Raw genomic sequence first — 18,312 nt, forward strand, 5'->3', positions numbered from 1 at the left:
TCAGTCACGGGGCAGGCCTACATCCGTCAGCCAGGCGCGATGGCTGCTGTCCGCGCCACTGACCACATCGCGGTACAGCTGGGCGATCTCCCTGCCGCGCTTGTCGTACGCAAAGCGGTGCTCGTTGAGGATGTTGATCGGGGTGACTTCCGCCGCCGTACCGCAGACGAAGACCTCGTCGGCCTGCATCAGCTCGGCCAGCGGGACCGCGCGCGACTCCGCACCGGTCAGCGCGATCACCGTGTCTCGGGTGATGCCTGGCAGCGCATCGGCGTGCTCGACGGCGGTGAGCTTGTCGCCGTTGAGCATGAACACGTTGGCGCCGGTGCACTCCACCACCATGCCCGCCTCGTCGACGAACAGGGCCTCGTCAAACCCGCGCGTCTTGGCCTCGTGCTTGGCCAGGATCGAGTTGACGTAGGCCCCGCACAGCTTCAGCGGCGGCAGCGAGGTTGCCGGATTGCGGCGCCACGAGGACACGCCCAGCTTCACCGCGCTGCCCGACAGATGCACCACGGTGCCGAAGGTGGCGACCATCAGGTGCTTGCTCAGCGGCGCGACGTCCAGGCCGATCGAGCCGGTGCCGCACCACGCCAGCGGCCGGATATAGGCCGCGCTCTGGCGGTTCGCGCGCAGCACCTGCAAGGTCGCCGCCGTCGCCTGCCGGACGTCGAAGTCGATGCCCAGCAGCTCGCAACCCTTGCGCATCCGCTCCATGTGTTCGGGCAGGCGGAACACCGCCGACCCGCCATCGACGGTCTGGTAACTGCGGATGCCCTCGAACACGCCGCTGCCGTAGTGCAGGGCGTGCGTGGTCAGCGGCGCCAGCGGCGCGTCGGCGCGGACCAGTTCGCCGTCGAACCACAGCTGCAGCACGGGGTTTCCCGCGGCGTCTTTCAGCGCCATGGCGATACTTCCACGGCGAGGCAGTCGTGCAGCTTGTGCAGCTGGGCCTGCAGACCCTCGCCGCAGCGCTGGCCTTCCACGTTCATGCGCAGGTGCCAGTGCTCGCCGTCGGGCTGGAGTCCGCCGTCGACGCCGACGGTCTGGAAGCCGCGGCGCTCGGCGGTGCCGATCACCCGGGCCAGTGCGCCCTCTGCGCGGCGCATGACGAGGTCAATCTGGTAGCGCATGTGCGTTCTCCGGTTGGGGCGAATGGGGTGGGGTTGCGTGGACGTGGGTCACGCCGGCCTGGGCGGGCGAGGCGTGGCTGGCGACTGCTGCGGCGGCGTTCGCGCCCGGGATCGCACGCGGCGCCGTTGATTCGTGGAGCATCTGCGCGTTGTTGTGGTTGGGCGGCACCAGCGGCCAGACGTTGGCGTGGGCATCGATGGAGACATGCAGCAGCGCCGGCCCTGGTGCAGCGATCAGGCGCTGCAGCGCCGCCTCGCAGTCGTCCGCGCGGGACAGCGCGAAGGCCTGGATCCCGAACGCGGCGGCGACGGCGACAAAATCCGGGTTGTCGGACAGGTCGGTTTCCGAATATCGGTGCTCGAAAAACAGTTCCTGCCATTGCCGGACCATGCCCAGGCGCTGGTTGTCGAGCAGGACGATCTTTACCGGCAGCCGGTAGCGCATGAGGGTTGCCAGCTCCTGCACGTTCATCAGGAACGACCCGTCACCGCTGACACAGAACACCTGCGCCTGCGGGTCGGCCATCTGCGCGCCGATGGCAGACGGCAGGCCGAAGCCCATCGCGCCCAGACCACCGCTGGTCAGGTGCTTGCGCGGATCGTTGAAGCCCCAGTGCTGGGCGACCCACATCTGGTGCTGGCCGACGTCGCAGCTGACCACGGCCGCCGGCGCCAGCTCGGACAAGCGGCGCAGCAGCGCCGGCGCGTAGACGGTGGCGGTCGGAGCGTCGTAGCGTGCGGCGTACTGGCGTTTGCGCGACTGGCAGGTGCTCCGCCAGGCCGAACATTCCGGCATGGCCGTGGCCAGCTGGTTGAGGCTGTGCTGCAGCTCGCCATGCAGCACCGCATCGCAAGGGCGCAGCTTGTTGAACTCCGCCGGGTCCACGTCCAGGTGGATGACCTTGGCGATCGGCGCGAACTGGTCCAGCCGCCCCGTTGCGCGATCGTCAAACCGCGCGCCGACCACCACCAGCAGATCGGCCTCCTGCACCGCCATGTTGGCCGCGCGGGTGCCGTGCATGCCCAGCATCCCCAGATTCAGCGGATGCGCGTCGGGCAGGGCACCCAGCCCGCGCAGGGTCAGCACCGTGGGCACCTGCACGGATTCCACGAAGGTGCGGAACTCGGCCACCGCATCCCCCAGTGCGATGCCGCCACCGCCATAGACGACCGGGCGGCGCGCCTTGGACAGCAGCTCCAGCGCCGTGACCAGGTCGACGTTGGTCGCCGGCGGCGCCGGGTCCACTGGCGCGGGAACGTGCGCGGGCAAATGCGCCGCCGTCGCCAGCTGCACGTCTTTGGGCAGGTCGATCAGCACCGGTCCGGGCCGGCCGCTGCGGGCCAGCCGGAACGCTTCGCGCACCACCTCGGGCAGCTGATCGACGCTGCGCGGGATGAAGCTGTGCTTCACCACCGGCAGGGTCATGCCGAACACGTCCACTTCCTGGAATGCGTCCGTGCCCATCAGCGTGGTCGCCACCTGTCCGGTGATCACCACCATCGGCACCGAATCGAGCATCGCATCGGCGATGCCGGTCACCAGGTTGGTCGCGCCCGGGCCGGAGGTGGCAATGCACACCCCGACCCGGCCGCTGGCGCGGGCATAGCCATTGGCCGCGAACGCCGCGCCCTGCTCATGCCGCACCAGCACGTGCTTCAGTTCGCAGCCGTACAACGCATCGTAGAACGGCATGATCGCGCCACCCGGATAGCCGAACAGCGTGTCCACCTTTTCCGCGGACAGTGCCTCCACCAGCCAGCGCGCGCCGTTCATGCCGAGGCCGGCTCGGCGCGCCCGGCGACCGCCTTGGGAGCGCTCGCGGACGCTTTCGCATCGGTCTGCGGCGCATCGCCCAGCCACGGCATCGCCGCGCGCAGCTTGCGGCCGGTCACCTCGATCGGGTGGTCCAGGTCGGCCTGCTTCAGGGCCTGGTAGTTGGCGTTGCCGGACTTGTATTCGGCGATCCACTGCCGCGCGAAGGTGCCGTCCTGGATCTCGGCCAGCACCTTGCGCATCTGCGCGCGGGTGTTGTCGTCGACCACGTAGGAGCCGCGGGTCAGCGCGCCGTACTGCGCGGTCTCGCTGATGAACTCGTGCATGCGGGTGACGCCACCCTCGTAGAACAGGTCGACGATCAGCTTCAGCTCGTGCAGGCACTCGTAATAGGCAACTTCGGGCTGGTAGCCCGCTTCGACCAGGGTCTCGAAGCCGGCCTGGACCAGCTTGGTCGCGCCGCCGCACAGCACCGCCTGCTCGCCAAACAGGTCGGTCTCGGTTTCTTCCTTGAAGGTGGTCCTGATCGCGTTCTGGCGCGCGCCGCCGATGCCGGCGCAGTACGCCAGCGCGAGCTTCTCCGCGTTGCCGCTGCGGTCCTGATGGACGGCGTAGACGGCAGGCACGCCGCGGCCGATCTCGAACTCGCGCCGCACCAGCGCGCCGGGGCCCTTGGGCGCCACCAGCACCACGTCCAGGTCCGCGCGCGGGGTGATCTGGCCGTAGTGCACGTTGAAGCCGTGCGCGAACAGCAGGCACGCGCCCTGGGTGATGTTGGGCTCGATGACCTTCGTATAGAGCTCCGCCTGGACCATGTCGGGGGTCAGCACCGCGACCACCTCGGCGCCCGCGACAGCGTCGGCCGGCGTGCTCACGCTGAAGCCATCGGCCATGGCCTTGATCGAGGTCGGGCCACCCGCGCGCAGCCCGACGGTGACGGCAAAGCCGGAGTCGCGCGGGTTGAGCGCGTGCGCGCGGCCCTGGCTGCCATAACCGATGACGGCGACTCGGGGACGATGGGGGGTGGGGTCGGTGTTGCTCATGGGAGGGATTCCTGTGGAGTGGGTTGGAGAGAGGGGGTTGATCGGATTCGCGCCGGGACTCAGGTCGTCGCCAGTTCGGCGTCGGGCTTCGCGGCCGTATCGGCGCCAACGAGGGTTGCCGGAATGCCGCGGCCGCTCAGCGGGCCAGGTGCGGTCACCGCGCCCAGCGACGCCGAGCTGACCAGCTGCGCGTACTTCGCGAGCACGCCCGTGGTGACGCGCGGGGCGATGCGCGCGGGGGTCCGCGAGGCGAGGTCCGCATCGACGTCGATGCGTCGCGTGGTGACGTCGATGCGGATCCGGTCGCCGTCGCGGATCCTGGCGATGGGGCCGCCATGCGCCGCCTCGGGCGACACGTGACCGACCATGAAGCCGCGGGTTGCGCCACTGAATCGGCCGTCGGTGATCAGGGCGACGTCATCGCTCAAGCCCTGGCCGACCAGTGCGGCGGTGACCGCCAGCATCTCGCGCATGCCCGGGCCGCCGGCCGGGCCTTCAAAACGGATCACGACCACGTCGCCGGCCTGGACCTGGCGCGCCTGGACCGCGGCGAAGCAGCTCTCCTCGGAGTTGAACACCCGCGCCGGCCCCGCGAAATGGTCCTGGCCGTGGCCCGCCAGCTTGACGATGCAGCCTTCGGGGGCGAGATCGCCGTACAGGATCGAGAATCCTCCAGTCGGCTTGATCGGATCGGACACCGGCCGCACCGCCTCCTGCGGGCCGGGCGAGGGCAGCGCGTCCAGCTCCTCGAACAGGCTACGGCCGGTGACCGTGGGTATGTCATCGATCAGGCCGGCGGCGCGCAGCTCATCGGCGACCAGGGCGACACCGCCAAAGGTGAACAGCTCTGCCGCGGTATAGCGCCCACCGGGTTTCAGGTCGGCGATAACCGGGACCGCCGATGCCTGCTGGAACTCCTCCAAGTCGAAGGCCACGCCGGCCTCGTGGGCGATCGCCAGCAGGTGCATCGCGCAGTTGGTCGAGCCGGCCGTGGCCGAGACCGCGCGGGCGGCGTTGCGCAGCGATGCCGGGCTAAGCAACTGCCGTGGCAGCGGACCGCCCCGGCGCAACTGCTCCATCACCATCCGCCCGCAGGCATGTGCCGCGCCGGGCTTGTCCTCATGCATGGCGGGGATGTCGTTGAGCTGCAGCGGCGACAGGCCCAAGAAAGTCAGCACCATCGCCATCGTGTTGGCGGTGAACTGGCCGCCGCAGGCGCCGGCGCCGGGGCAGGCGTGGCGCTCGACATCCGCCAGCTCGGCGTCGTTGATGTGGCCAGCCGCGTGCGCGCCGACCGCTTCGAACACGTCCTGCACCGTCAGCGACTTCACGCCGGTCGGGCACTGGCCCGGCATGATCGTGCCGCCGTAGAGGATCACCGTCGGGATATCCAGCCGCGCGGCCGCCATCGCCGCGGCGGGCAGGGTCTTGTCGCAGCCGACCAGCAGCACCATCGCGTCCAGGCAATGGCCCATCACCGCCAGCTCGATCGAATCGGCGATCGTCTCGCGCGATGCCAGCGAGGCCCGCATGCCGTCGCTGCCCATCGCGATGCCGTCGGTGACCGCGATGGTGTTGAACTCCACCGGCGTGCCGCCGACTTCGCGCACGCCGTCCGCCGCGTGGCGCGCCAGGTCGCGCAGACTGATGTTGCACGGCGATACATCCGTCCACGTGTGCACGATCGCGACCAGCGGCTTGGCGATCGCCGCATCGTCCATGCCGGTGGCGCGCAGCATCGCGCGGGCCGGGGCATGCGCGGGACCTGACTTGATGGCGTTGCTTCTCACGTTGGGATTCCTTGTGGTTCCGGGGTACTGGCTGGGTGGATGGATGGAATCGGCACTCCTGAAACGAAAAACCCCGCGCCTTTTTGGGGCGCGGGGTCCGGTTCCTGTTACTGGGTCTGTGTGGTCTACACGTACCCGAACCCCGCGCCTGAAAGGACGGTAATAAGGAGGGTTACGAGAATGAGCAGGCCAGTGGTCGGCGCGGCGCTGCCGCGGCCGACCGCAGGGGCCGGGGCCGTAGCCACGGCTGTCATGGGTTTGCTGCGATGGATGCTGCGCTGCGTCATGGATTGACCTAAGCATGGGTCGACAAAGATTGTCAAGTCTTCAGGACAGAGAGTTCCGGCGGACTGCGTCCACGCAGAGAGCAGCGCTGCGCCAGGCGTTTGTCCGGACAGCCTTCCGCGGCGGAATTGCGCGAAATGGGGAGCTGGACCGTGCGGGGTAACCGTCAGCGACCAGGGATCACCGGGTGCCTTCGTTTGCCGCATCACGCCCAGCTGTTTGCCGACCCTGTCGGTAGTGGACTTTGGGCACATGCAATATCCGGCGCAGATCCGGATAATCCGACGCATTCATGTTGCTGCCTGACGCGTCCTCCCCGCCTGAACGACTGCGCATTGGTCAATGCACGGTCGACGTCCTGTCACGCGAGATCCATGCGCCGGGCGCACGCAGGCCGTTCCGGGTCACGCCCAAGGCGATGGCCGTGCTGCTGGTACTGGCAGCCAGCGCGGACCGCGTGGTCAGCCGCGAGATGCTGCTTGAGCAGGTCTGGCCCGACACGCATCCCAGCGACGACGTGCTGACCCAGGCCGTGACGCAGCTCCGCAAGGCGTTCCAGGAAGTCCGCGGTGATCCGCGCTACATCGAGACCATCGCCAAGGGTGGCTACCGCTTGCTGGCGCCGGTGGAAAGCCTGGAGGCGCCGACGCTACTGGCGACCGGCGCTGGCGCAGGCACTCGAGCGATCGCACCGGAGCCTGCCAGCGCGCGGCCACCGCCGACTGGCGAGGCCGTGGCCCCCACCGGTACGAGCCCGACCGGCGCGCCCCCTGCGCCATCCAGCCACCCGTCCGAACTCCCCCGTAGCCTTTGGCGGCCGGCAGTGATCGTGGCGGCGCTGTTGGTACTCGTGCTAGTCGTGGCGCTGCTTGGCCGTTGGTGGATGAGTTACCGGGATGCGTCCGAAATACCGGAGCCGTCGCCGGCCGAGGCGGCTGCCACTGCGCACGCAAACGCTGAGCGCATCGAGCCGTTCCTGATCACGTCCGCTCCGGGCTTCGAGCTGGCACCCTCGCTCAGCCCCGGCGGCGGACAGGTCGCATACATGGCCGTTCCGGAAGGGCAGCGCAACATCGCGATCATGCTGCAGACCACTGCTCCGGTGGCGCCCCGGCAGCTGACCTTTCCCCAGGGCATGGCCGAGGATTCCTCCCCGCAGTGGTCGCCCGAAGGCCGCGAGATCGCCTTCCTGCGGGTCACGCCGGGCCAGGACTGCCGGCTGATGGTGATCCGCCCGACCGGGCGCGGCGAGCGCACCGTCGCCCAGTGCGATCCCGACAACCAGCCGGGTTTTGGCTGGACGCCGGATGGCCGCGGATTCATCCTCGATCGCGGCGCCATCGCGGGCCTGCAGGTGCTCGATTTGGCCAGCGGCGAGGTGCGCGCGCTTGACTACGACGCCGATCCGGATCGCCTGGACCGTTCTCCGCGCTACTCGCCCGATGGCCGTTGGATCGTGTTCCTGCGCAATTTACCGCTGGGCGATTTCTGGCGTGTCGCGGCCAGTGGCGGAAAGGCCGAGCGGCTTACCAGGATGAGCGGAGAGATCCGCGGCTGGGACTGGCTCGCCGACAGCAGCACGCTGGTCTACGCGCGGCGCATCGACGGGATCAGCCGCCTGTATCGCTTCGACATCGCCAGTGGCGACCATGTCGAACTGGGCGTGGAAGACGGCGAGCAGCCGGCGGCCGCGCGCAACGCGGCCTCGCTTGCGTACGTGCTGCGTCATCCCCGCTTCGGCATCTACCGCTTCAGCGTCAATGGCGAGCGCGCCGGCGAGCGTCTGTTTGCCTCCTCCGGCCGCGACCGGGTTCCGTCGATCGCCCCGGACGGCCGCCAGCTGGTATTTGCGTCCGACCGCGCCGGTCCGTTTGGCCTGTGGTGGGGCGATGTGGATGACCCGGCGTCGCTGCGAATGCTGGAAGGGATCCAGCCTGATACCCGCCAGCCGGCCGCGTGGTCCAGTGACGGCAAGCGCGTGCTGCTGGTGGGTACCCCGGCCGACTCGAGACCCGGGGGAACTGCCCAGGCCGGGGTCTTCGAAGTGTTTCCCGATAGCGGACGCATGAGCCGCCTGGCGCTGCGGGTCGGCGCGCCGGTCCAGGCGGCATTCGCGCCCGGGCCCGACGGCCCGGACCAGCGGCTGCTGGTGTTGGCCGACGACGGCGAGGGTCGACTGCGCCTGAACCTGTTCGATGCGGCCCGACCTTCCACACCGCTGGCGACCATCGACAACGTGACCCGGCTGCAGGTCGATGCGCCGGGCAAGCGGGTCATCTTCACGCGCGGGGGCGATCCAGGCCTGTGGCAGGTCGACACCGAGCTGAGCGCGGGCAGCATCCGCCCGGTGGAGCTTCCACGAGGCGTGACGCGATGGCAGCACGCTTGGGCGGCAACGGACCGCGGCGGCGTGTTCCTGGTGCGACGCACGCCTGCTTGCCCGGCGCTGCTTGTCCAGGCTCCCCAGGCGGCGTCGGTCGAGCGCGACACACAGGAAAGTTCCCTCTGCCTGGACCAGGAGCGTCGAGCATCGACGCGCGCGCTCACTTTCAGTCCGCGCACCGGCGACCTGTTTGTTGCGCTGGCGGAGTACGACCGGGGCGATATCGGTTTTTCCAGATTGTTTGCGCCCCAATAACGGCCCAGGTTCGTTCAGCAAGCCGTTGAATTTCAATGGTAAATTGCCTTCGGACTTTTGTCGGCAGCTGATTCGGCACAATTTCGGGCAAATGTTGGCAAACCGACGGGACTCTCCGGGCTGATCGCGTAAAGATGCCGGCCTCGTCAGGCACATGTCCCAGGAGATCGCATTGGAAAATCTGTTGTGGGCCGATCGCGGCCAGCAATTGCAGGTAGAGAGTTCAGACAACGAGTCGCAGGTCCGCCGCATGGGCGTCTCGCGCCTGGGCAGCCTGCAATTGCCGGCCACCGTCTTCACCGTATGGGTTCAGGTGCGCGGCACCTCATGGGTGGAAGCCCGCGAAGGCAAGTTCCGCCTGCGCCGCGGCGACTGGATCGCCTTCGAACGCGACTCCCGGCCGGCCATTCAGTCGGACCGTCACGGTGTGTGCATCGGGCTTGGCCTGGGCAGCGAGATGATGCAGGCAGCGGCCGACATGGCCGAGCCGGGTCTCTACCCGGGCCGGGGCCATCTGCGCCTGCACGAGATGCGCATGTTCCTCGCACTGTGGCGCTCTGCCACCCGCCGCCTCTCGGGTTCACCCGCGCTGGACGCCGCAGCCACTGTCGGCATCCTGCGGCCTTTGCTGCTGAAGCTGGCCTCCATGCAAAGCGAGATGAGCGCCAGCATCCCCTTGTGCCCGGGCCGGTCGCGCCGCCGCAAGCGCCAGGTGTTCGGTCGCCTGCAGCGCGCGCACATGTACCTGTATGGCAACCGTGATCGGGTCGTGCGCATCAGTGAACTGGCAGAGCTGACCAGCTTCTCCAGCTGGTATTTCTCCAAGACCTTCCATGGCCTGTACGGCGAAAGCCCGCAGTCGGCATCGGCACGGATGCGCCTGGAGCAGGCCGCCGAGATGCTGCGCGACAGCCAGATGATGGTGGGAGAGGTCGCCGCCGCGTCGGGCTTTGACAACTGCTGCAGCTTCGCCCGGGCGTTCCGGGCGCGTTACCAGACCTCGGCGACCAGCTACCGCAAAGCAGCCGCCCTTACCGGGAGGACAGGATCGGCAAAGTCATAGACCGTCCCGGGCAAAGCAGCAAAGGGGTTTGGGTCGTAGCGTGTTCGGGGCGTTTAACACGCCCATAACGTTATTGGAGATAGACCCCGATGAATTACCGCAATTTGCGCCCCGCGCTGCGTCTCGGCATGCTGCCGGCCGCTGTCGCAGTGGCACTTGTGCCGGCTATTGCCGGCGCACAGGAAGCCCCGGCTTCCCAGGCCACCACCCTTGACCGCATTGAAGTCACCGGCTCGCGTATCCGCCAGGTCGACGTCGAGACCGCACAGCCGGTCCTGATGATTTCGCGTGCAGACATCGAGAACCAGGGCTTCAACTCTGTCGCCGACATCCTGCAGAACATCTCCGCCGCCGGTTCGCCGTCGTTCAGCCGCGCCTCGCCGCTGACCGCCAACGTCGAAGCCGGTGGTTCGTACATCGACCTGCGTAACCTGGGCGCGCAGCGCACCCTGGTGCTGGTCAACGGCAAGCGTCTGGGCATCAGCGCCGCCGGTTACCAGGACGTCTCCACCATTCCGTCCGCCGTCGTCGAGCGCATTGAAGTCCTGAAGGACGGCGCGTCCTCGATCTACGGTTCCGACGCGATGGCCGGCGTGATCAACATCATCACCCGCCGCGACTTTGACGGCGCGGAAGTCAACGCCTACTACGGCCAGTTCAGCCAGGGCGATGGCACTGTCCAGAACTACGACTTCGTCGCCGGTTTCTCCGGCGACCGCGGTTCGGTCACGATCGGTGCCGAGCAGCACAAGGAAGACGCCGTCTGGGCCAAGGACCGTTGGTTCAGCCGCGACAGCTACCCGGGCTACCCGCAGCACAGCACCACGGCGGTTGGCCAGTGGGGCAACTATGACCGCAATGCGCAGCAGTTCCGCCGCGACGCCAGCGGACAGCTGATCCGCTTCGCGCTGGATCCGGACGGCGGCTATGCAACCGACGCCGACGGCAAGTTCATCGTCGATCCGAACGGCCGCCCGATGCGCGCTGCCGCTGCATGGTCGGCGCCCAATCGCGGCTCCGATGCCATCGGCGCGGGTGACTTCCATCCGCAGACCGGTGCCGATACCAGCCGTGCCTCGGACCAGATGCACCTGCGCACCCCGATGGAGCGTCGTTCGCTCTTCGCCAGCGCAAACTGGGAAATCACCGACAACGTCCGCTTCACCAGCGACCTGGCGTACAACCAGCGCAACTCCGAGCGCCAGATTGCCGGCTACCCGCTGCAGTCGTCGGCCACCGGCGCACAGATGGCCGGTGCGGTCTACCGCACCAACCCGGACGGCAGCCGCACGTTCGTCAGCAACGGCAGCTACTTCAACCCCAACGGCAACGCGGATCTTTATGATCCGGAGCTGGTCGGCCAGGTCGATGCCGACGGCAAGCCGTTCATCCAGGGCAGCAACAACATCAACTGGCGTCGTCGTGGCTGGGAGCAGCCGCGTACCACCCAGAGCGATTCCACCACCTGGCGCTTCACTGCCGCGTTGGAAGGTTCGTTCCAGCTGGCCGATCGTTACTTCGACTGGGATGTTGGCACTCTGTACAACGAGACCAACGTCAACATCATCAACAACGGCAACTTCTTCATCCCGAACGTGCGGAAGGCAGTGGGCCCGTCGTTCCGCGATCCGACGACCGGCAAGCTGGTCTGCGGTACCCAGGGCTTGAATGGCGCTGCGGACAACGTAATTGCCGGTTGCGTTCCGTGGAACCCGTTTGCGGGCTTCGGCACCGGTGCGGTGGAGAACTCGCTGGACGATCCGAACGTCGTGAACTACCTGTTCAAGGAAGAGCACGGCACCGGCACCACGGAGACGCAGAGCTACTTCGCCAACCTGGCAGGTTCGCTGTTCACCTTGCCGGCCGGTGATCTGGGCTTTGCCATCGGTTACGAGACCCGCAAGGAATCCGGCGGCTACTCGCCTGACGCCATCGCGCAGTCCGGCGATTCGACCAACCTGGCTTCCGGCAATACCTTTGGCCGGTACTCACTGGACGAGTTCTACGGCGAGCTGAGCATTCCGGTGCTGGCGGACGTGGCGTTCGCCAAAGAGCTGACCCTGAACGTGGCCAGCCGTTACTCGGACTACGACACCTTCGGTGACACCACGAACAACAAGTTCGGCTTCAAGTGGCGTCCGATCGACGACCTGCTGGTCCGTGGTACCTGGTCCGAGGGCTTCCGCGCTCCGACGATCGCCGACCTCTACGGCGGCGGCTCGCAGACCTTCACCACCGGTTTCCGTGATCCGTGCGACAGCGTGTACGGCAACGCTGCCGGCAGCGCCCGCTGCCTCCAGGACGTGTCGCCGGGCTATCGTCAGCTGAAGCAGGGCTTCGTGCCGATCACCAGCGCTGCTGACCAGACCCCGGTCCCGTTCACCAGCGGCTCGAACATCAACCTGCAGCCGGAGACCTCCACCTCCAAGACGGTTGGTTTCGTGTACAGCCCGGGCTACGTCCAGGGCCTGAGCATCGGTCTGGACTGGTGGAACATCCGCATCGAGAACACGATGGTGTCCGACAGCCCGAACGCGATCCTGAGCGACTGCTACATCGCCCTGATCGAGTCGCGCTGCGCGAACTTCACGCGTGATCCGGTGCTGGGTATCGTTGATGACCTGACCTACGGCCTGCGCAACGCCGGTTACGCCGAAACGGAAGGTTTCGACCTGGCCGTCGGCTACCGCTTCGACACCGACTACGGTCGTTTCGGCCTGAACTGGGACACCACCTACGTCAGCAAGTACGTGACCAAGTCGACCAACGATGCCGGTACTCCGGAAGCGGTGGGCAATGGCTTCAGCGGTCAGTTCCGGGTTCGTTCCAATGCGAACCTGAATTGGAGCAAGGGTGACTTTGCTGCCAACTGGGGTGTGCGTTACTCCTCCGGCGTGAAGGAAGAGTGCTACTTCGACGATCGTTGTACCGATCCCGATTACGCAGCGCCCGACACCCTGGGCAAGAACGTTCCGATGAACCGTATCGGTGCGAACACCTTCCACGACGTCCAGGTTTCCTGGAAGGCGCCGTGGAATGCGAAGATCGCGGTCGGTGCGAACAACGTGTTCGGTCACTACGGTGCGGCCGAGTTCGATCAGCCGTCGTCGAACTTCTCGTACTACGGTGGCAACGACATCGGTCGCTTCGTGTACATGAAGTACCAGCAGAACTTCTGATCGGTTCATTGATCAGTTGAGTAACAAGGAAAACGGCCCCGGAAACGGGGCCGTTTTTCGTTGCTGAGAAGGAGGTGGCGGATTTGCCCGATCCGGTACTGCGCGGCGCTCGAGTGGGTAATGCGGTCCTTGGTTTCACCAAGCGCAATCTCGCGCGCTGCAAGAACAAAAAAGCCGCCCATTGGGCGGCTTTTTTACACTTCCCAGAGCCGTGCTGTCAGCGTGCCGCCTCGCCCGCCACATCCGCTTGATGACGCTTCATCGCATCCACCAGCACGGCCTTGGCCTCGGCGGCGTTGCCCCAGCCGTCCAGCTTGACCCACTTGTCCTTCTCCAGGTCCTTGTAGTGCTCGAAGAAGTGGCCGATGCGCTCGCACCAGTGCGGGCTGACCTGGTCGATGTCGTGGATGTGCGCGTACCCGGCGAACACCTTGGCCACGGGTACCGCGAGGATCTTCTCGTCCTTGCCGGCCTCATCGCTCATGTTGAGCACGCCGACCGGGCGGCAGCGGATGACCGATCCGGGGATCAGCGGCAGCGGGAGGATGACCATCACGTCGGCGGGATCGCCGTCGCCGCACAGGGTGTTGGGCACGTAGCCGTAGTTGCACGGGTAGCGCATCGGCGTGGACAGGATGCGGTCGACGAAAATCGCTCCCGATTCCTTGTCGACCTCGTACTTCACCGGCTCGGCATCCTTCGGGATCTCGATGATGACGTTGATTTCTTCCGGTGGATTGTCGCCGGTGGTGACGTGGTCCAGACCCATGATTGCTCCAGGAGGTAGGGCGTCGGAGGCGACGCCGGGAAAGCCGGCCATTTTACCCGTCCAGCTGCTGCGATGCAGCAAGGGCAGTGTTGCCGGCGCTTCGAGGCGATTTCCGGGTTGGCCAACGGATCGCCCTCGGGTATGCCCCAGCTTGGCGCCGTCCGTACCAGTGCGTATCTATAGGGCAAGTCCACTGAACCGGTACCTGTCATGTCCCTGTCGCTCAACCCGTCCGCCACCCAGTCCCACACCGATCCGCGCCTGCAGTCGAACGACTACTGGAACAATCCGGCCGCGCGCGAGTCCGCGCCGCCGACCTGCATCTCCACGGCAGACCCGGTGGGCGAGGGAAAGGGCAAATCGGCCGATGCGGTGGAGATCCAGGGCAGCTCGCGTGGCAAGCCGTTGCCGCCGGACAGCACACCGGACGGCAAGACCGTCGAGCGCGCCGAGATCCACAAGGGCGAGCAGGTCGAGATCACCCGCGAGCAGACCATGGCCGACGCCGGCTACGGTCGCACCTACGTCAGCAGCGACCAGCTGGTGCTGACCACGGGCGCGGGCGATGACCGCGTCAATGTCGGCCAGCGCGACGACGGGACCCTGGATGTCACCGTCAACGGCGAGCAGTACGAGATGCGTCTGGGCGAAAGCCAGGAGCTGACCATCCGCGCCGGTGCCGGTGACGACGTGATCTGCGTAGCCCCAAACGTCAAGGTCAACATCGTGGTCGACGGCGGCGATGGCAATGACTTCATCCAGACCGGCGCGGGCGATGACCGCATCGACGGCGGCGCCGGTGACGACACGATCATCACGACCGGTGGCCGTAACGACATCTTCGGCAACAGCGGCAATGACACCATCCACGGCGGCGGCGCGGTCGACGTGATCCACGGCGGCGATGGCGATGACATCATCCACGGCGGCGCCGGCGACAATTTCATCGAAGGCGGAGCGGGCAACGACGTCATCCACGGCGGCAACGGCAACAACATCATCTCCGGCGGACGCGGCGACGACGTGATCCGCAGCGGCACCGGCAACGACGTGATCTACACCGGCTCGGGCAACAACCGCGTCGACACCGCCGGTGGCAACAATGTCATCCACGCGCAGTCGGTGGGCAACCTGATCAACTCCGCCACCGCGGCCAATGACACGGTGGTAAACGTGGAGATCGACTCCTCACTGGGTCAGAGCATCAAGGTCGAGGGCTCGGAGGCGTTCACCCAGCGCATCGGTGCGGAGCTGGACATGCTGCGCGCCTCGCCAGTCGGGCAGAAGATGCTGGCCGAGTTCGACGCGGCGGCCGAGAAGAAGGGCAACGTCGTCACCATCCGTGAGCTGGCCAGCGAGCAGAACGGCTACGCGCAGACCTTCAGCCGCGACGCGGACATCGTCAACGGTCGCGCGGGTGCTGGCGGCAACGTGACCATCAGCTACAACCCGAGCTTCCACATGGACGCCTTCCCGACTCCGATCGGCGTGCTCTACCACGAGATGTCGCATGCCTATAACGGTGTCACTGGGACCTTCCAGCCGGGTACCTATCGCGGCGAAGGCCCGGATTCGGGCAGCGTGCCCAACGCCGAGCGCCAAGCCGTTGGTCTGGAGACCAGCGCTCCCGCCTTCGACTTCGACGGTGATCCGTCCACGCCGCCCACCACCGCCAACCCCCATCATCTGACCGAGAATGGCTTCCGTCAGGAGCTGGGCTTGCCGGACCGGCCGAACTACACCCTGTAAGATCGGGCGAAACGCGGAGTCTGCATGTCCAATCCACGTAAGGGCCGACCCCTGCCACGAATAACCACTGCGGCGGCCCTCGCCGCAGTGGTCGTTTTCGCAGCGGGCTGTGCCTCCGCAGCGGTCAACCCATCCCCGCGAGTTCCGGAGCCTGATTCAATGTCTGCAAGCCGCGCTGTCAGCACCGAAGCCACTGGAAGCCTCGCTTCGGTAAAGGCCAGCTTCGACTATTCGCCATCGCAGCGGTTGCTGAAGGTTGCTTACCGGATCGAGAACGCCGGCAATCAAGCTGTGGCGGTGTTTGATCGTGGCGACCGCCATGCGGTGCTCTCCCGGCAGCACGCCGCGGGCGCGGTGCCGACTCCGTTCTTCGCCGTGGACGAGCAGGGCGGCATAACTCTCAGCCATGAAGCCTTGCCGTTGCCGACTCCGGCGCCGACCTCTCCGCCGACGCCATTGGCCGCCAGGGTGGCCCCAGGGGCCGGCCTTGAGGGCCGCTTCGAGTTCGCGCTGCCGATGTCGCTTGAAGGCGACCGGCTGCGCTGGTGCGTCGGGGTCGCGCCCTTTACGGAGACCGATTTCAGCGCGGGCGAGAAGGTCGCCGGCGTTGACCTGTGGCGCGCTTCGTTTGCCGTGGTCGAGAGCCAGCATCGCCTGTGCACGGCGTGGTTCGACCTGGAGCGTGGCGCGTTTGTGGAGTCCTCGCGCTGACGGTCCACGCGGCAATCCAGTGAACGCCGCCCAGGAAAAAGCCCCGCCGAAGCGGGGCTTTTTTTTCCTGCTTTACACAGTTACGGGCGACCGCCCATCAAAGCAGCGGCACCATCAGCAACGCCACGATGTTGATGATCTTGATCAGCGGGTTGATCGCCGGGCCGGCGGTGTCCTTGTACGGATCTCCGACCGTATCGCCGGTCACCGCGGCCATGTGGGCCTCGCTGCCCTTGCCGCCGAAGTTGCCGTCCTCGATGTACTTCTTCGCGTTGTCCCAGGCGCCGCCGCCGGTGGTCATCGAGATCGCCACGAACAGCCCGGTGACGATGGTTCCGATGAGAACGCCCCCCAGTGCCACAGGGCCCAGTACGAGTCCCACCACGATTGGCACCGCGACAGGAAGCAGTGACGGCAGGATCATCTCCTTGATCGCCGACCTGGTCAGCATGTCGACCGCGCGCGAGTAGTCCGGCCGAGCGGTGCCGGCCATGATCCCGGGGATCTCGCGGAACTGCCGGCGGACTTCCTCCACCACCGCACCGGCCGCACGGCCGACCGCCTCCATCGCCATCGCACCGAACAGGTACGGGATCAGGCCGCCGATCAGCAGGCCGATGATCACCCGGTAGTCCGACAGGTCGAAGGTGAAGATCTCGCCTGGATTGTGGGTCTGCAGGTTGTGCGTGTAGTCGGCGAACAGCACCAGTGCCGCCAGCGCGGCCGAACCGATCGCATAGCCCTTGGTCACCGCCTTGGTGGTGTTGCCGACCGCGTCCAGCGGGTCGGTGATGTCGCGGACCTCCGGCGGCAGGTCGGCCATCTCGGCGATCCCGCCGGCGTTGTCGGTGATCGGGCCATAGGCATCCAGGGCGACGATCATGCCCGCCATCGAGAGCATGGCCGTCGCCGCCGTCGCGATGCCGTACAGGCCACCAAGCATCTGGCAGGCCCAGATCGCGGCGCACACCGACAGCACCGGCCAGGCGGTGGACTTCATCGAGATCCCCAGCCCGGCGATGATGTTGGTCCCGTGGCCGGTGCTCGATGCCTGCGCGATGTGCCGCACCGGTTTGTACTGCGTGCCGGTGTAGTACTCGGTGATCCAGACGATCGCGCCGGTGAGCGCCAGCCCCACCAGCGCGCAGAGGTACAGGTTGATCGTGCCGCCGCTGAAGTCGGCCATCAGGATCGTGGTCACCGGGTAGAACGCGATCGCCGAAAGCACCGCCGACACGATCACGCCCTTGTACAACGCGCCCATGATCGAGCCGCCAGCTTTCACCTTGACGAACAGCGTGCCGATGATCGAGGCGATGATCGACACGCCGCCCAGCACCAGCGGATAGAGCACGCCATTGGGGCCGACCTGGTCGGCCATCAGGTAGCCCAGCAGCATTGTGGCGATCACCGTCACCGCGTAGGTCTCGAACAGGTCGGCCGCCATGCCGGCGCAGTCGCCGACGTTGTCGCCGACGTTGTCGGCAATCACCGCCGGGTTGCGCGGGTCATCCTCGGGAATCCCGGCCTCGACCTTGCCGACCAGGTCCGCGCCGACGTCCGCGCCCTTGGTGAAGATGCCGCCGCCCAGCCGGGCGAAGATCGAGATCAGCGAGGAGCCGAACGCCAGCCCGATCAGCGCGTGCAGGGCCGGTTCGCCGACGATGCCCCTGCTGGCCAGCAGCAGCCAGTATCCGGCCACCCCGAGCAGGCCCAGTCCGACCACCAGCATGCCGGTGATGGCGCCGCCCCGGAACGCCACGTCCATCGCCGGACCGATGCCGCGCCTGGCGGCCTCGGCGGTGCGCACGTTGGCACGCACCGACACGTTCATGCCGATGTAGCCGGCCGCGCCCGACAGGATCGCGCCCAACGCGAATCCGCCCGCGGTCCACCAGCCCAGCATCAGGGCGATCACAACGAACAGGACCACTCCCGCGACGGAGATGGTCAGGTATTGCCGGTTGAGATACGCGCGCGCGCCTTCCTGGATCGCCCCCGCGATCTCCTGCATGCGTTCGTTGCCGGCGGGTTGCGCGTTGATCCAGCGCGCCGAGATGATCCCGTACAGGATCGCGATGACGGCGCAGCCAAGCGCCAGGTACAGACCGTAATGCTCCAGCATGAACTCCTCCCCAGATAGAAGTGGACTACGTGGAATTTCCGATTGCCCCGCGA

General features: G+C 66.9%; 11 protein-coding genes and 1 pseudogene. 5 read left to right on the forward strand and 7 right to left on the reverse strand.

Annotated features, from left to right (window positions below; all coding sequences use genetic code 11):
* The 5 genes and pseudogenes from INQ41_RS02860 to ilvD all read right to left on the reverse strand — a co-directional run bounded on the left by INQ41_RS02860 (position 1) and on the right by ilvD (position 5,740).
* A complete protein-coding gene (locus INQ41_RS02860; protein ID WP_193986044.1) occupies positions 1-906 on the reverse strand; it encodes an aminotransferase class IV in 906 nt (301 codons plus the stop codon).
* Positions 897-1,133 carry an ACT domain-containing protein gene (locus INQ41_RS02865; RefSeq protein WP_193986045.1) on the reverse strand — a complete coding sequence of 79 codons (237 nt, stop codon included), beginning with the start codon at positions 1,131-1,133 and terminating at the stop codon, positions 897-899. The genes INQ41_RS02860 and INQ41_RS02865 overlap by 10 nt, the downstream gene beginning before the upstream one ends.
* A gap of 61 nt (positions 1,134-1,194) precedes the next feature.
* A pseudogene (ilvG, locus tag INQ41_RS02870) lies at positions 1,195-2,907 on the reverse strand (acetolactate synthase 2 catalytic subunit); the annotation flags it as partial.
* On the reverse strand, positions 2,904-3,950 hold the full coding sequence (gene ilvC / locus INQ41_RS02875; protein ID WP_193986049.1) for a ketol-acid reductoisomerase: 1,047 nt from the start codon (positions 3,948-3,950) through the stop codon (positions 2,904-2,906). The gene ilvC and the pseudogene ilvG, both read right to left, overlap by 4 nt.
* 59 nt (positions 3,951-4,009) lie before the next feature.
* Positions 4,010-5,740, reverse strand: a complete 1,731-nt coding sequence (gene ilvD, locus INQ41_RS02880) for a dihydroxy-acid dehydratase (protein ID WP_193986050.1) — start codon at positions 5,738-5,740, stop codon at positions 4,010-4,012.
* A 577-nt stretch (positions 5,741-6,317) separates the two neighbouring features.
* Between ilvD and INQ41_RS02885 the strand changes: the two genes are divergently transcribed.
* From INQ41_RS02885 to INQ41_RS02895, 3 genes are all read left to right on the forward strand, one after another.
* Positions 6,318-8,663: a winged helix-turn-helix domain-containing protein gene (locus INQ41_RS02885; RefSeq protein ID WP_193986052.1), complete on the forward strand. Its 2,346-nt coding sequence runs from the start codon at positions 6,318-6,320 to the stop codon at positions 8,661-8,663.
* Between the two features lie 172 nt (positions 8,664-8,835).
* A complete protein-coding gene (locus INQ41_RS02890) occupies positions 8,836-9,726 on the forward strand; it encodes a helix-turn-helix domain-containing protein (protein ID WP_407074261.1) in 891 nt (296 codons plus the stop codon).
* A gap of 89 nt (positions 9,727-9,815) precedes the next feature.
* A complete protein-coding gene (locus tag INQ41_RS02895; protein WP_228076683.1) occupies positions 9,816-12,905 on the forward strand; it encodes a TonB-dependent receptor domain-containing protein in 3,090 nt (1,029 codons plus the stop codon).
* 217 nt (positions 12,906-13,122) lie between these two features.
* Here the strand turns inward: INQ41_RS02895 and ppa are convergent, their stop codons facing one another.
* Positions 13,123-13,674, reverse strand: coding sequence for an inorganic diphosphatase (ppa, locus tag INQ41_RS02900; protein ID WP_193986056.1), 552 nt, complete (start codon positions 13,672-13,674; stop codon positions 13,123-13,125).
* A 210-nt stretch (positions 13,675-13,884) separates the two neighbouring features.
* On the opposite strand from ppa, the gene INQ41_RS02905 reads away from it, so the two are divergent.
* Both INQ41_RS02905 and INQ41_RS02910 read left to right on the forward strand, forming a co-directional pair.
* A complete protein-coding gene (locus INQ41_RS02905; RefSeq protein WP_193986058.1) occupies positions 13,885-15,423 on the forward strand; it encodes a M91 family zinc metallopeptidase in 1,539 nt (512 codons plus the stop codon).
* Positions 15,424-15,582: 159 nt separating this feature from the next.
* On the forward strand, positions 15,583-16,134 hold the full coding sequence (locus INQ41_RS02910) for a hypothetical protein (protein WP_193986060.1): 552 nt from the start codon (positions 15,583-15,585) through the stop codon (positions 16,132-16,134).
* A gap of 97 nt (positions 16,135-16,231) precedes the next feature.
* Here the strand turns inward: INQ41_RS02910 and INQ41_RS02915 are convergent, their stop codons facing one another.
* Complete coding sequence (locus INQ41_RS02915) at positions 16,232-18,259, reverse strand: sodium-translocating pyrophosphatase (RefSeq protein ID WP_193986062.1); 2,028 nt, start codon at positions 18,257-18,259, stop codon at positions 16,232-16,234.
* Positions 18,260-18,312 lie beyond the last annotated feature (53 nt).

This window comes from Lysobacter ciconiae (assembly GCF_015209725.1).
In the GTDB taxonomy this organism is placed as follows: domain Bacteria; phylum Pseudomonadota; class Gammaproteobacteria; order Xanthomonadales; family Xanthomonadaceae; genus Novilysobacter; species Novilysobacter ciconiae.

Coding starts and splice junctions, on each gene's coding strand:
- INQ41_RS02860 (WP_193986044.1), bottom strand. CDS start 906: ATGGCGCTGAAAGACGCCGCGGGAAACCCCGTGCTGCAGCTGTGGTTC.
- INQ41_RS02865 (WP_193986045.1), bottom strand. CDS start 1,133: ATGCGCTACCAGATTGACCTCGTCATGCGCCGCGCAGAGGGCGCACTG.
- ilvC (WP_193986049.1), bottom strand. CDS start 3,950: ATGAGCAACACCGACCCCACCCCCCATCGTCCCCGAGTCGCCGTCATC.
- INQ41_RS02885 (WP_193986052.1), top strand. CDS start 6,318: ATGTTGCTGCCTGACGCGTCCTCCCCGCCTGAACGACTGCGCATTGGT.
- INQ41_RS02895 (WP_228076683.1), top strand. CDS start 9,816: ATGAATTACCGCAATTTGCGCCCCGCGCTGCGTCTCGGCATGCTGCCG.
- ppa (WP_193986056.1), bottom strand. CDS start 13,674: ATGGGTCTGGACCACGTCACCACCGGCGACAATCCACCGGAAGAAATC.
- INQ41_RS02905 (WP_193986058.1), top strand. CDS start 13,885: ATGTCCCTGTCGCTCAACCCGTCCGCCACCCAGTCCCACACCGATCCG.
- INQ41_RS02910 (WP_193986060.1), top strand. CDS start 15,583: ATGTCTGCAAGCCGCGCTGTCAGCACCGAAGCCACTGGAAGCCTCGCT.
- INQ41_RS02915 (WP_193986062.1), bottom strand. CDS start 18,259: ATGCTGGAGCATTACGGTCTGTACCTGGCGCTTGGCTGCGCCGTCATC.